The sequence below is a fragment of the Neobacillus sp. CF12 genome, assembly GCF_030348765.1.
GTDB lineage: Bacteria > Bacillota > Bacilli > Bacillales > Cytobacillaceae > Neobacillus.
Genome location: NZ_JAUCEU010000007.1, coordinates 3785023 through 3799163, shown reverse-complemented (window position 1 = coordinate 3799163; position 14141 = coordinate 3785023). Strand labels below are relative to the sequence as shown.

At 43.7% G+C, this 14141-nt stretch carries 10 protein-coding genes, 3 tRNA genes, 2 rRNA genes and 1 other RNA gene; 13 read left to right on the top strand and 3 right to left on the bottom strand.

Annotated elements, in window-relative coordinates; all coding sequences use genetic code 11:
• Positions 1–49 precede the first annotated feature (49 nt).
• Together serS and QUG14_RS18150 are read left to right on the top strand one after the other, a co-directional pair.
• Positions 50–1330: a serine--tRNA ligase gene (gene serS, locus QUG14_RS18155; protein WP_289341864.1), complete on the top strand. Its 1281-nt coding sequence runs from the start codon at positions 50–52 to the stop codon at positions 1328–1330.
• Positions 1331–1395: 65 nt separating this feature from the next.
• Positions 1396–1488, top strand: a tRNA-Ser gene (locus QUG14_RS18150).
• A 108-nt stretch (positions 1489–1596) separates the two neighbouring features.
• Here QUG14_RS18150 and QUG14_RS18145 read toward each other — a convergent pair.
• From QUG14_RS18145 to QUG14_RS18135, 3 genes are all read right to left on the bottom strand, one after another.
• Complete coding sequence (locus QUG14_RS18145) at positions 1597–2292, bottom strand: deoxynucleoside kinase (RefSeq protein WP_289341863.1); 696 nt, start codon at positions 2290–2292, stop codon at positions 1597–1599.
• 16 nt (positions 2293–2308) lie between these two features.
• On the bottom strand, positions 2309–2956 hold the full coding sequence (locus QUG14_RS18140; protein ID WP_289341862.1) for a deoxynucleoside kinase: 648 nt from the start codon (positions 2954–2956) through the stop codon (positions 2309–2311).
• 196 nt (positions 2957–3152) lie between these two features.
• The gene (locus QUG14_RS18135) at positions 3153–4439 is read right to left on the bottom strand and encodes a glycoside hydrolase family 18 protein (RefSeq protein ID WP_289341861.1); all 1287 of its coding nucleotides are present in this window, start codon (positions 4437–4439) and stop codon (positions 3153–3155) included.
• 123 nt (positions 4440–4562) lie between these two features.
• On the opposite strand from QUG14_RS18135, the gene tadA reads away from it, so the two are divergent.
• The 11 genes from tadA to QUG14_RS18080 all read left to right on the top strand — a co-directional run bounded on the left by tadA (position 4563) and on the right by QUG14_RS18080 (position 14118).
• Positions 4563–5060: a tRNA adenosine(34) deaminase TadA gene (tadA, locus tag QUG14_RS18130; RefSeq protein WP_483310739.1), complete on the top strand. Its 498-nt coding sequence runs from the start codon at positions 4563–4565 to the stop codon at positions 5058–5060.
• Between the two features lie 89 nt (positions 5061–5149).
• Positions 5150–5415, top strand: an RNA gene (gene ffs, locus QUG14_RS18125) — signal recognition particle sRNA large type.
• A 123-nt stretch (positions 5416–5538) separates the two neighbouring features.
• Complete coding sequence (gene dnaX, locus QUG14_RS18120) at positions 5539–7227, top strand: DNA polymerase III subunit gamma/tau (RefSeq protein WP_289341860.1); 1689 nt, start codon at positions 5539–5541, stop codon at positions 7225–7227.
• Between the two features lie 19 nt (positions 7228–7246).
• On the top strand, positions 7247–7567 hold the full coding sequence (locus QUG14_RS18115) for a YbaB/EbfC family nucleoid-associated protein (RefSeq protein ID WP_251639722.1): 321 nt from the start codon (positions 7247–7249) through the stop codon (positions 7565–7567).
• Positions 7568–7636: 69 nt separating this feature from the next.
• Positions 7637–8233 (top strand): recombination mediator RecR, encoded by a 597-nt coding sequence (gene recR, locus QUG14_RS18110; RefSeq protein ID WP_289341859.1) that lies wholly within the window; start codon positions 7637–7639, stop codon positions 8231–8233.
• A 28-nt stretch (positions 8234–8261) separates the two neighbouring features.
• Complete coding sequence (locus QUG14_RS18105) at positions 8262–8480, top strand: YaaL family protein (protein ID WP_289341858.1); 219 nt, start codon at positions 8262–8264, stop codon at positions 8478–8480.
• A gap of 81 nt (positions 8481–8561) precedes the next feature.
• Positions 8562–8825 (top strand): pro-sigmaK processing inhibitor BofA family protein, encoded by a 264-nt coding sequence (locus QUG14_RS18100; protein WP_289341857.1) that lies wholly within the window; start codon positions 8562–8564, stop codon positions 8823–8825.
• A 303-nt stretch (positions 8826–9128) separates the two neighbouring features.
• Positions 9129–10678: ribosomal RNA gene (locus QUG14_RS18095) — 16S ribosomal RNA — on the top strand.
• A 97-nt stretch (positions 10679–10775) separates the two neighbouring features.
• A tRNA-Ile gene (locus tag QUG14_RS18090) sits at positions 10776–10849 on the top strand.
• An 11-nt stretch (positions 10850–10860) separates the two neighbouring features.
• A tRNA-Ala gene (locus QUG14_RS18085) sits at positions 10861–10936 on the top strand.
• A gap of 245 nt (positions 10937–11181) precedes the next feature.
• Positions 11182–14118: ribosomal RNA gene (locus QUG14_RS18080) — 23S ribosomal RNA — on the top strand.
• Together the 16S and 23S rRNA genes with 2 tRNA genes alongside form the textbook arrangement of a ribosomal RNA operon.
• The last annotated feature ends 23 nt before the right edge of the window (positions 14119–14141 follow it).

Genomic DNA, 14141 nt, shown 5'->3' with positions numbered 1-14141 from the left:
GTCGCCCCTGTTCAAGGCGCTTACGCTTAATAATTAAGGAGTGGAAAAGATGTTAGATATTAAGTTGTTACGAGCTAATTTTGCAGAGGTAAAGGAAAAGCTTCAGCATCGTGGAGAGGACTTAACCGACCTTGGTAAATTTGAGGACCTAGACCAGCGAAGACGTGATTTAATCGTTGAGGCTGAACAATTGAAGAGCAAGCGAAATGAAGTTTCCCAGCAGGTAGCTGCTTTAAAGCGTGAAAAAGCAGATGCTGACCATCTTATTATTGAAATGCGTGAGGTGGGTGAAAGGATTAAAGTTTTGGATGAGGAGCTCCGCAGTGTCGAAGAAACCCTAGACTTATTGTTAATGAGCATTCCAAATATTCCTCACGAAAGTGTTCCAATTGGTGAAACAGAGGATGAAAACATAGAAATTAGAAAATGGGGACATGTTCGTGACTTCGACTTTGAAGCGAAGCCGCACTGGGACGTTGCGGACCATCTAGGTATCCTTGACTTTGAACGTGCGGGCAAGGTTACAGGAAGCCGCTTCGTTTTTTATAAAGGCCTTGGGGCACGTTTAGAGCGCGCACTTATGAACTTTATGTTGGATTTGCATGTCGATGAACATGGCTATAAGGAAATCTTACCGCCATATATGGTAAACCGTGCGAGTATGACGGGTACAGGGCAATTGCCAAAATTTGCAGAAGATGCGTTTTTAATTGAAAATGAAGATTATTTTTTAATTCCGACAGCAGAGGTGCCTGTCACCAACCTCCACCGCGATGAAATATTAAGCGGAGATGAGCTCCCAATTCGCTTTGCGGCTTACAGCGCATGTTTCCGTTCTGAGGCTGGCTCTGCGGGACGTGATACTCGTGGATTAATTCGTCAACATCAGTTCAACAAGGTGGAACTTGTAAAGTTTGTGAAACCGGAAGATTCTTATGAAGAGCTTGAGAAGTTGACAAGTGATGCAGAGCGTGTTCTGCAATTACTTGAATTACCTTATCGTGTGTTGAGCATGTGTACGGGCGACCTTGGCTTTACAGCTGCGAAAAAGTACGATATTGAGGTATGGATACCGAGCTATGGAACATACCGTGAAATTTCTTCTTGCAGTAACTTTGAGGCATTTCAAGCCCGTCGTGCTAATATAAGATTCCGCCGTGACCCAAAAGCTAAACCAGAACATGTTCATACCTTAAATGGATCTGGTTTAGCAATTGGAAGAACTGTCGCCGCTATCCTAGAAAATTACCAGCAAGAGGATGGCAGTGTAGTTATTCCTAAGGTATTACGTCCATATATGGGGAATAAAGAAGTTATCGCGCCAGAATAAAAAAATGTTTTAAACATGTGTTGACAGAGATGAATATTATGTGATAATATATATCTTGTCAATATGGAGGAATACCCAAGTCTGGCTGAAGGGATCGGTCTTGAAAACCGACAGGCGGGTCAAACCGCGCGGGGGTTCGAATCCCTCTTCCTCCTCCATTTACTTTTAATATTCGCGCATAAAATTGGAGATAAAATCCGTTCCAAGCAATTGGGCGGATTTTTTATGTTTTTTTTTATAACAATAAAAAAGAAGCACATATTGGATTAACCAATATGTGCCTTTGTTATATTTAAGATTTCTTTTAATCGCTCATCCACTTCACGACAAACTCTTATCGCATCTTCTGGTCTTTTAATAACATCAGTATTATCCATGTCAATAATCAAAACATCACTGGCATTGTAGTTATTAATAACCCATTCGTCATAACCCTTCCAAACTTCAAAATAATACTCTTTTAGTTCAGGATTAATTTCAAAGCTTCGGCCTCGGGCCATAATACGATCAATTACGGTATCAAAGGAACCTTTTAAATAAACCATTAAATCAGGAGCCTTTTTAGGAAGTTCATTTAACTCTTCCATCATGTTTTCAACAAGATCTTCATATATTTTAAATTCTAGTTCAGAAATCCTGCCTAGATTTTTGTTTACATAAGCAAAGTACCAATCTTCATAAATGGAGCGATCTTGTATCGTGTAAATAGGTTCTCTCCAACTCACGCAATCTTTAACTGTTTTAAAACGTTTATTTAAGAAAAATAATTGTAAAAGGAAAGGAATTCTTCTTGCATCTAGTTCTTTAGGTGTTAATTCATAATAAAGCGGAAGAATTGGATTATCATCAACAGCTTCATAAAAAACCTTACTCTCAATTCCATTTCTTTTAAAATGTGCATTTAATGTGTCAGCCACACTTGTTTTTCCAAGACCTATCATACCACCAATAACGATACTCACTTACATCCCCCAATTCTTATCGTATGTTTGTCGTGCTGCTTTTCTTTAATGAGCCTATAAGCTTTTCAATAATATAATGTAAATCATCTTCATTTTTAACAAAATCTAATTCATCACCATTAAAACGAAGAACAGGAATTTCTGGATGTGATTGCTCAAAGCGCGTTATGGTTTGTTCGTAGTCAATCGAAAGCTGCTCTAAATATAAGGGGCTGATATTTTTTTCTACTTCGCGTCCTCGTGTTTTAATTCGTCTTAGAAGAGTATCTAAACTTGCATTAAGATAAATAATCACATTTGGCTTTGGCATGTCTTCTGTAAGGAGCTGATATATTTTGTAGTATTTTTGATATTCATCAGGGTTTAAAGTCCTCTGTGCAAAAATTAAGTTCTTTAAAATATGATAATCTGCAACTACAGCCTGACTTTTACTTAAGTAGTGGGTATTAATATCCCCTAATTGCTTATAGCGATTGCAAAGAAAAAACATTTCTGTTTGGAAACTCCACTCTTCAATATTGTCATAAAACTTTCCCAAAAATGGATTTTCGTCAACAATCTCTTTTAATAAAGCAAAATTAAATTGATCTGAAATGGCTTTTGCAAGAGATGTCTTACCTACACCAATCGGCCCTTCAACGGTAATAAAGGGAGTATACCCCATTGCATGTCCTCCTTCTCCAACTGCCTACAATTTCTATGTTTATCCAGCATGATACTGGTAACTTACTTTATGGCACAAATAATATATTATCATAATCTGATACAGGAAGGGATATGGAAATTGTAGAAGAAGAAATTTTAATGTCGATAATATGAAAAAACTGCCGAATTAAGGCAGTTTATGTTGTGAAAAGGTATTAACCTCTTTTTACCACATTGAAATTCTCGACAATTAGTAGCCAATTTTGTGGAAATGCCAAGCCCAGCTTCCAGTAACTCATTCCTCGAATCTTTAGCTCTTTAATCAAATTAAACTTTGCCTGAATAGAGCGGGCATCCTCAAACCAAACCTCATGCCGCTTGCCATCTTCAGCAGTATATCGGAAGAAAGGAGCCTGTGCTTTAGTATCATACTGGATCTGAACCTTGTACCTAGCTGCAAGTTCAATCGCTTGTTGTGGACTTACTGCTTTTGCCACAGAGCCTTGAACAAATGGAAGTGTCCAGTCGTATCCATATAAGTTCTGTCCCATCATAATTTTATTCGGGGGCATTTCCGTTATCGCATATTCTAACACTCTTCGAACCTGATCTATGGGGGAAACAGCCATGGCAGGACCTCCACTGTAGCCCCACTCGTAGGTCATAATAACAACAAAATCAGCGATCTGACCGTGTGCCCGATAGTCATGGCCTTCATACCACTTTCCCTTTTGTGTAGCACTTGTTTTAGGGGCAAGGGCAGTTGACATTAACCAGCCTTCCCTTTGGAACCGTGCTTTTGCTTTTCGTAAAAATGCGTTATAGGCTTCACGGTCTGCGGGCCGTAAAAATTCAAAATCAAAATGAATATCTCGAAAACCGTATTTCTTTGCAGTAGCCACAATATTATTTAAGAATCTATCTTGAATCGGGATATCATTAAGTAAAATACGGCCTAATTCATCGCTAAATTGATCATTTTCTTGGTTATTGATGACCATCATTAAAACATTCCGATTGGCTCTCGCAATGGCTGGAAAATTATTTAATAAGGGTTCCTTTAATGATCCATCCCGAAGAGCTTGAAAACTAAATGGGGCTAGGTAAGTTAAATAGGGTGCTGCTTCCCGTGCGCTGCTTTCTAGGATTGGGGCCACAGAGGTGCCGCGGGGTTCTACATAAGCATTAAATTCTGCCCTTCTCTTTGGTGCTTGTGGGATATAAAGCCGAAAGCCAACATAAAGCTGTTGGTTTAAGGAAATACGATTAACGGAAGCAATCTGTTGATAGGGTACACCTACTTTTTGTCCAATTGACCACAGACTATCTCCAGGCTGTACATAATAAAAACTGCCTACGATTGGAATAACCATTGCTTGACCGACGACAAGATTATTTGGATTAGGGATGTCATTTGCTTCAACAATATCATTAACCGTCGTATTGTATGCCCTGGCGATGGTCGTTAATGATTCGTTACTTTTCACAATATGAATTTGCATTTTCTTCCCCTCCTAAGCAAGAACACTACATCTATTCTATGAGTGACATTATAGAATCATGATATAATGGGAAAAAATATCAAATGGACTATGCAAATGAAGAAAACGTAAGGCGGAATCCTCATGACTATTGAAAAATTTTCAGATGAATATTATATGAACGAAGCCATTAAGGAAGCAAGAAAGGCAGAATCTCTAGCAGAGGTGCCGATTGGAGCAATTATCGTTATCGATGGGAAAATTATTTCCCGTGCACATAATTTACGAGAGAGTAAACAAAGCGCAATAGCCCATGCAGAAGTTTTGGCTATTGAAAAAGCATGTCAAGAAACAGGTTCATGGCGGTTGGACAATGCGCATCTTTATGTAACACTAGAACCTTGCCCTATGTGTTCAGGTGCGATTATTCTATCTAGGGTAAAAAGAGTAGTGTATGGTGCAAAAGATCCAAAGGGGGGCTGCGCAGGAACCCTTATGAATCTCTTACAGGATGAGCGGTTTAATCATCAAAGTCAGGTAACCACTGGTGTATTGGAAAAAGAGTGTGGTCAACTGCTATCAGACTTCTTTCGCAAGCTTCGAGAGGAAAGGAAGATAGCAAAAAAACAATCTTTACAATAATTTACAATCGTTAAAGATTGATTTTTTTGTTGAAAGTTAGTATACTAAAAAAGCGTCAGATATGGCGCCTAAAATTATTATCAACTTTGCCGTGCTAGGCGGGGAGGTAGCGGTGCCCTGTACTCGCAATCCGCTCTAGCGAGGCTGAATCCCTTCCCGAGGCTGGTATCCTGTAGGGTCCGCCTTAAGTAAGTGGTGTTGACGCCCGGGTCCTGCGCAATGGGAATCCATGAACCATGTCAGGTCCGGAAGGAAGCAGCATTAAGTGGAAGCTCCCATGTGCCGCAGGGTGGCCTGGGCCGAGCTAACTGCTTAAGCAGCGCCTATGGGTGCGAAGTCGACGGAAGGTGCACGGCAGTTTATAATGTAAAAACAACTCATCTTAATTACGAGATGAGTTTTTTTGTATTCTTTTTGAAAAAAGGAAAAAGGATAAGTTATAATAGACTGGATAGAAATTTTGAAGGGGGCGATGTTTTTGGCTTATCAGGCTTTATATCGTGTTTGGCGTCCTCAGGCATTTATTGATGTAGTAGGACAAGAACATGTAACCAAAACATTACAGAACGCTCTACTTCAACAAAAAATCTCTCATGCCTATTTATTTAACGGACCGCGAGGAACTGGTAAAACTAGTGCAGCTAAAATTTTGGCGAAGGCAGTAAATTGCGAACGAGCACCGATTTCTGAACCCTGCAATGAATGTGCAGCCTGTAAGGGAATTACGAATGGAACGATATCGGACGTGCTTGAATTTGACGCTGCCTCCAACTCCAGGGTAGAAGAAATGCGAGATGTTCTAGATAAGGTAAAGTTTGCTCCTACCTCGGTGAAATACAAGGTCTATATTATTGATGAAGTGCATATGCTATCGATTAGTGCCTTTAATGCATTATTGAAAACTTTGGAGGAGCCGCCCAAGCATGTTATTTTTATATTAGCAACAACTGAGCCGCATAAAATACCATTAACGATTATCTCTAGGTGTCAACGATTTGATTTTAGACGAATTACGGCACAATCTATTGTAAATCGTATGAAGCTAATCGTAGATGAAACCGGAGTTAATTGTGAAGAAGACGCATTAAAGATGATTGCTAGAGCGGCTGAAGGTGGTATGCGGGATGCATTAAGTCTATTAGACCAAGCTATTTCCTTTAGTCAGGAAGTAGTAACGGTTGAAGATGCATTAACCGTAACAGGTTCTGTTTCTCAAGGTTTTTTAAACAAGCTAGCGAGAGCTGTTCTTGAGAAGGATGTAGCCAGTGGTTTAGAAGCTTTAGAGGAATTATTATTTCATGGTAAAGATCCATCACGATTTATAGAGGATTTTATTTTATACTATCGAGATATGCTGCTATACAAAACAGCACCAAATCTTGAAGAATCATTAGATAGAGTCTTGTTGGATGAGGAGTTCCGTCAAATCGCTGAGGCTGTACCCTATGATCAAATATATCAACTTATAGAATTGTTAAATAAAACCCAACAGGATATGCGTTGGACAAACCACCCGAGAATATTTCTAGAAGTTGCAATTGTTAAGTTGTGTCAAACGGAAGGAAAGCAGGTAGAGCAGCTACCTTCTGGACAAATAGCTCAACTTCTAACCAAGATAGAACATCTTGAGCATGAAGTGCAACAGCTTAAAACGAATGGACCTGTTGTTGTTGGAGAGGCAGCACCGCAGACGACACAAAAACCTGCACAAAGATCTTCAAGAAAAGGATTCCAGCCAGCAGTTGGAAGAATCAATGAAGTATTAAAGAATGCAACAAAGAATGACTTAACTCAAATTAAAAGCAGGTGGGGTGAAATGAGAGGACGTTTAATGAAATCTCATGCAGCCTTACTAAATGAAGCGGAGCCAGCAGCTGCTTCAAGCAATGCTTTTATTTTAAAATTTAAACATGAAATTCACTGTCAAATGGCAATGGATAATAACCGGTTTATCGAAACGATTACTCATGCTCTTCAAGAACTAACAGGAAATAGGTATCTCGTGTTAGGGGTACCAGAAGACCAATGGACATCGATTCGAGAAAACTTCTTAAGCACTCAGCATAACGTTGAAGGTGAATCTACTGAATCAAAATCAGAAGAAGAACCGCATATTGCGGAAGCTAAAAACTTATTTGGTGCTGAATTCGTAGAAATAGTTGATTAACTAATTGGAGGTTGAAGGAATTATGCGTGGTGGAATGGGAAATATGCAAAATATGATGAAACAAATGCAAAAAATGCAAAAGAAAATGGCTGAGGCTCAAGAAGAATTAGGGCAGCAGAAGATTGAAGGAACAGCTGGCGGAGGCATGGTGACTGTTATTGTTACAGGTCATAAAGAAGTAGTAGATGTACAAATTAAGCCAGAAGCGGTAGACCCAGACGATATTGAAATGCTGCAAGACCTTGTATTAGCTGCAACAAACGATGCATTGAAGAAGGTAGAAGAGCTCACAAACAATACGATGGGCCAATTTACAAAAGGAATGAATCTGCCTTTTTAAATCATAAGGATCTTGTGTATGCGCCTTTTCTAAGGCGCATATGCTTTTCTAGGAGAGGAATAATAAATAATGCATTATCCAGAACCGATTTCTAAATTGATTGACGGCTTTATGAAGCTGCCTGGTATTGGACCGAAAACTGCTGCCCGGCTGGCTTTTCATGTGTTAAGTATGAAGGAAGATACTGTGCTGGATTTTGCTAAAGCACTTGTAAATGCCAAGCGGAATTTATCCTACTGTTCTGTCTGTGGGCATATAACAGATCAGGATCCATGCTACATATGTGATGACCAGCGTCGGGATAAGAGTACTATTTGTGTTGTTCAAGATCCAAAGGATGTCATTGCGATGGAAAAAATGAAGGATTTCAATGGTATGTACCATGTCCTGCATGGTTCAATTTCACCTATGGATGGAATAGGTCCTGAGGATATTAATATTCCTGACCTATTAAAGCGTCTTCACGATGAAACCGTACAAGAAGTGATCTTAGCCACGAATGCAAATATCGAGGGAGAAGCCACTGCGATGTATATTTCACGGTTGCTTAAACCATCAGGTATTAAAATTACAAGGATTGCTCACGGACTTCCTGTTGGAGGAGATCTAGAATACGCAGATGAAGTTACTTTATCAAAGGCTCTAGAAGGAAGAAGAGAGATTTAGACGAAAAGCAGAGTCCGGGGGAATAACGATGTTTTTTCAGCGCAAAGGGTGGCTGCGGAAAGAATTTGACGAAAAATTGTTAATTCAGCTACAGGAATATAAAGAACACTGGCAAGAACAAAAACAATTATTAGATAAAAGTTTTGACCCATCTGAGGAAGCGATTTGTCAAACAAATATTGCCCAAGCAAAGTATTTCTTTCTATTAAGAGAAGCAAAAGAAAGAAATGTAAGTATGAAAAGGTAAGTACGAGCTATTCCTATTCAGGTCTATTTTTTATAACTTGTACATATGGTGTTATAAAAAGAGTTGAAGGGGGATAGCTTTTTGGAACCTATAATAATCATTTCGATACTAGGCGGGCTCATACTTATTCTTTTGTTTTCAGGCGCTCCTTTTAAACCGGCTAAGTTTATTGGCCAAGCAGTTGTTAAGATATTGATAGGAGCACTACTATTATTCTTTTTAAATACAGCTGGGAATAGTTTTGGTATCCATGTACCGATTAATTTTGCAACATCTGCTGTCTCAGGATTTCTTGGAATCCCAGGATTAGTAGCGCTGGCTGCAATTCAAAAATTTATAATCTAGTTTAAATGCCGCTGAAAAACAGCGGTTTTTTATTGCCTTAAAAACAATTCTATTATTTGTGTGAAAAACTGTTGACCAAACCAAAATTGTACTGTAATATATTAAAAGTCGTCGCAAACGACAACGCAACACACTGAAAAAAGTTATTGACTTTAATAATTTGATTGTGATATATTAATAAAGTCGCCTCAAGGCGATTGAGTAGCTTTGATCTTTGAAAACTAAACAAACAAGAACGTCAACAAACAATTTTTTAGCTTTTTATAAAAGCTAAGCCAACGTAACAAATGAGCTATATCAACTTTCTTGGAGAGTTTGATCCTGGCTCAGGACGAACGCTGGCGGCGTGCCTAATACATGCAAGTCGAGCGAATCTTTAGGAGCTTGCTCCTAAAGGTTAGCGGCGGACGGGTGAGTAACACGTGGGCAACCTGCCTGTAAGACTGGGATAACTTCGGGAAACCGGAGCTAATACCGGATAATCCTTTTCCTCTCATGAGGAAAAGCTGAAAGTCGGTTTACGCTGACACTTACAGATGGGCCCGCGGCGCATTAGCTAGTTGGTGAGGTAATGGCTCACCAAGGCGACGATGCGTAGCCGACCTGAGAGGGTGATCGGCCACACTGGGACTGAGACACGGCCCAGACTCCTACGGGAGGCAGCAGTAGGGAATCTTCCGCAATGGACGAAAGTCTGACGGAGCAACGCCGCGTGAGCGATGAAGGCCTTCGGGTCGTAAAGCTCTGTTGTTAGGGAAGAACAAGTATCGGAGTAACTGCCGGTACCTTGACGGTACCTAACCAGAAAGCCACGGCTAACTACGTGCCAGCAGCCGCGGTAATACGTAGGTGGCAAGCGTTGTCCGGAATTATTGGGCGTAAAGCGCGCGCAGGCGGTCCTTTAAGTCTGATGTGAAAGCCCACGGCTCAACCGTGGAGGGTCATTGGAAACTGGGGGACTTGAGTACAGAAGAGGAAAGCGGAATTCCACGTGTAGCGGTGAAATGCGTAGAGATGTGGAGGAACACCAGTGGCGAAGGCGGCTTTCTGGTCTGTAACTGACGCTGAGGCGCGAAAGCGTGGGGAGCAAACAGGATTAGATACCCTGGTAGTCCACGCCGTAAACGATGAGTGCTAAGTGTTAGAGGGTTTCCGCCCTTTAGTGCTGCAGCTAACGCATTAAGCACTCCGCCTGGGGAGTACGGCCGCAAGGCTGAAACTCAAAGGAATTGACGGGGGCCCGCACAAGCGGTGGAGCATGTGGTTTAATTCGAAGCAACGCGAAGAACCTTACCAGGTCTTGACATCCTCTGACACTCCTAGAGATAGGACGTTTCCCTTCGGGGAACAGAGTGACAGGTGGTGCATGGTTGTCGTCAGCTCGTGTCGTGAGATGTTGGGTTAAGTCCCGCAACGAGCGCAACCCTTGTTCTTAGTTGCCAGCATTTAGTTGGGCACTCTAAGGAGACTGCCGGTGACAAACCGGAGGAAGGTGGGGATGACGTCAAATCATCATGCCCCTTATGACCTGGGCTACACACGTGCTACAATGGATGGTACAAAGGGCTGCAAGACCGCGAGGTTTAGCCAATCCCATAAAACCATTCTCAGTTCGGATTGTAGGCTGCAACTCGCCTACATGAAGCCGGAATCGCTAGTAATCGCGGATCAGCATGCCGCGGTGAATACGTTCCCGGGCCTTGTACACACCGCCCGTCACACCACGAGAGTTTGTAACACCCGAAGTCGGTGGGGTAACCGTAAGGAGCCAGCCGCCTAAGGTGGGACAGATGATTGGGGTGAAGTCGTAACAAGGTAGCCGTATCGGAAGGTGCGGCTGGATCACCTCCTTTCTAAGGATAATGCAGTCCCTATGGACTGATAAGAAGTTGACTGTTACTTGTTTGTTTAGTTTTGAGAGTTCAATCTCTCTATTATATTTCGTAGTGGGGGCCTATAGCTCAGCTGGTTAGAGCGCACGCCTGATAAGCGTGAGGTCGATGGTTCGAGTCCATTTAGGCCCACTCATCTCTACGGGGCCTTAGCTCAGCTGGGAGAGCGCCTGCTTTGCACGCAGGAGGTCAGCGGTTCGATCCCGCTAGGCTCCACCAATAAGATAGTTAATACTATTAAATGAAATATTTTTGCTCCTGCGCCATAGCGTATTCGAAGGTGTAATCCTTCAGCTCGTCGCAAGGCAGCATGATGTAAAGCTCTGAAGTTTAATCACGCTGTGATTGAATCAGCAGCCTCGTTCTTTGAAAACTAGATAATCGTAAGAAGAAGTCAAAGTAAAACCGAGAATCGCCACATTAGTTTTTCTCTCTTAAGCAATTAAGAAGAAAATAACCTTTTAGGTTAAGTTAGAAAGGGCGCACGGTGGATGCCTTGGCACTAGGAGCCGATGAAGGACGGGACTAACACCGATATGCTTCGGGGAGCTGTAAGTAAGCTTTGATCCGGAGATTTCCGAATGGGGGAACCCACTGCTCGTAATGGAGCAGTATCTTTACCTGAATACATAGGGTATTGAAGGCAGACCCGGGGAACTGAAACATCTAAGTACCCGGAGGAAGAGAAAGCAAACGCGATTCCCTGAGTAGCGGCGAGCGAAACGGGACATAGCCCAAACCAAGAGGCTTGCCTCTTGGGGTTGTAGGACACTCAACATGGAGTTACAAAGGAACGGGGTAGATGAAGCGATCTGGAAAGGTCCGTCATAGAAGGTAAAAACCCTGTAGTTGAAACTTCGTTCCCTCCTGAGTGGATCCTGAGTACGGCCGGACACGAGAAATCCGGTCGGAAGCTGGGAGGACCATCTCCCAAGGCTAAATACTCCCTAGTGACCGATAGTGAACCAGTACCGTGAGGGAAAGGTGAAAAGCACCCCGGAAGGGGAGTGAAAAAGATCCTGAAACCGTGTGCCTACAAGTAGTCAGAGCCCGTTCATGGGTGATGGCGTGCCTTTTGTAGAATGAACCGGCGAGTTACGATTACATGCAAGGTTAAGTTGAAGAGACGGAGCCGCAGCGAAAGCGAGTCTGAATAGGGCGTATGAGTATGTGGTCGTAGACCCGAAACCAGGTGATCTACCCATGTCCAGGGTGAAGTCCAGGTAACACTGGATGGAGGCCCGAACCCACGCACGTTGAAAAGTGCGGGGATGAGGTGTGGGTAGCGGAGAAATTCCAATCGAACTTGGAGATAGCTGGTTCTCTCCGAAATAGCTTTAGGGCTAGCCTCACGTTGTAAGAGTCTTGGAGGTAGAGCACTGTTTGGACTAGGGGCCCTCATCGGGTTACCGAATTCAGACAAACTCCGAATGCCAAAGACTTATCCGTGGGAGTCAGACTGCGAGTGATAAGATCCGTAGTCAAAAGGGAAACAGCCCAGACCACCAGCTAAGGTCCCAAAGTTTACGTTAAGTGGAAAAGGATGTGGAGTTGCTTAGACAACCAGGATGTTGGCTTAGAAGCAGCCACCATTTAAAGAGTGCGTAATAGCTCACTGGTCGAGTGACTCTGCGCCGAAAATGTACCGGGGCTAAACGTAACACCGAAGCTGTGGATTGACACCGTATGGTGTCAGTGGTAGGAGAGCGTTCTAAGGGCGTTGAAGCTAGACCGTAAGGACTGGTGGAGCGCTTAGAAGTGAGAATGCCGGTATGAGTAGCGAAAGACGGGTGAGAATCCCGTCCACCGTATGCCTAAGGTTTCCTGAGGAAGGCTCGTCCTCTCAGGGTTAGTCGGGACCTAAGCCGAGGCCGAAAGGCGTAGGCGATGGACAACAGGTTGATATTCCTGTACCACCTCTTTATCGTTTGAGTGATGGGGGGACGCAGGAGGATAGGGTAAGCGCGCTGTTGGATATGCGCGTCCAAGCAGTTAGGCTGGTAAGTAGGAAAATCCGCTTACCGTAAAGGCTGAGCTGTGATGGCGAGGGAAATATAGTACCGAAGTTCCTGATTCCACACTGCCAAGAAAAGCCTCTAGCGAGATAAAAGGTGCCCGTACCGCAAACCGACACAGGTAGGCGAGGAGAGAATCCTAAGGTGAGCGAGAGAACTCTCGTTAAGGAACTCGGCAAAATGACCCCGTAACTTCGGGAGAAGGGGTGCTTTTTGAGGTGAATAGCCTCGAAGAGCCGCAGTGAATAGGCCCAGGCGACTGTTTAGCAAAAACACAGGTCTCTGCGAAGCCGCAAGGCGAAGTATAGGGGCTGACGCCTGCCCGGTGCTGGAAGGTTAAGAGGAGGGGTTAGCGCAAGCGAAGCTCTGAATCGAAGCCCCAGTAAACGGCGGCCGTAACTATAACGGTCCTAAGGTAGCGAAATTCCTTGTCGGGTAAGTTCCGACCCGCACGAAAGGCGTAACGATCTGGGCACTGTCTCAACGAGAGACTCGGTGAAATTATAGTACCTGTGAAGATGCAGGTTACCCGCGACAGGACGGAAAGACCCCGTGGAGCTTTACTGTAGCCTGATATTGAATTTTGGTACAGCTTGTACAGGATAGGTAGGAGCCTGAGAAACCGGAGCGCCAGCTTCGGTGGAGGCGTCGGTGGGATACTACCCTGGCTGTATTGAAATTCTAACCCGCACCCCTTATCGGGGTGGGAGACAGTGTCAGGTGGGCAGTTTGACTGGGGCGGTCGCCTCCTAAAGAGTAACGGAGGCGCCCAAAGGTTCCCTCAGAATGGTTGGAAATCATTCGCAGAGTGTAAAGGCACAAGGGAGCTTGACTGCGAGACCTACAAGTCGAGCAGGGACGAAAGTCGGGCTTAGTGATCCGGTGGTTCCGCATGGAAGGGCCATCGCTCAACGGATAAAAGCTACCCCGGGGATAACAGGCTTATCTCCCCCAAGAGTCCACATCGACGGGGAGGTTTGGCACCTCGATGTCGGCTCATCGCATCCTGGGGCTGTAGTCGGTCCCAAGGGTTGGGCTGTTCGCCCATTAAAGCGGTACGCGAGCTGGGTTCAGAACGTCGTGAGACAGTTCGGTCCCTATCCGTCGTGGGCGCAGGAAATTTGAGAGGAGCTGTCCTTAGTACGAGAGGACCGGGATGGACGCACCGCTGGTGTACCAGTTGTCTTGCCAAAGGCATCGCTGGGTAGCTATGTGCGGACGGGATAAGTGCTGAAAGCATCTAAGCATGAAGCCCCCCTCAAGATGAGATTTCCCATAGCGTCAAGCTAGTAAGAACCCTGAAAGATGATCAGGTTGATAGGTCAGAGGTGGAAGCGTGGTAACATGTGGAGCTGACTGATACTAATCGTTCGAGGACTTAACCAATTTTTAAAAGCGAACTCGTTTTA

Excerpts from the sequence above, each read along its gene's own strand:
- tadA (WP_483310739.1), top strand. The coding sequence starts at position 4,563 with ATGACTATTGAAAAATTTTCAGATGAATATTATATGAACGAAGCCATT.
- QUG14_RS18135 (WP_289341861.1), bottom strand. The coding sequence starts at position 4,439 with ATGCAAATTCATATTGTGAAAAGTAACGAATCATTAACGACCATCGCC.
- serS (WP_289341864.1), top strand. The coding sequence starts at position 50 with ATGTTAGATATTAAGTTGTTACGAGCTAATTTTGCAGAGGTAAAGGAA.
- QUG14_RS18105 (WP_289341858.1), top strand. The coding sequence starts at position 8,262 with ATGTTTTTTCAGCGCAAAGGGTGGCTGCGGAAAGAATTTGACGAAAAA.
- recR (WP_289341859.1), top strand. The coding sequence starts at position 7,637 with ATGCATTATCCAGAACCGATTTCTAAATTGATTGACGGCTTTATGAAG.
- QUG14_RS18140 (WP_289341862.1), bottom strand. The coding sequence starts at position 2,956 with ATGGGGTATACTCCCTTTATTACCGTTGAAGGGCCGATTGGTGTAGGT.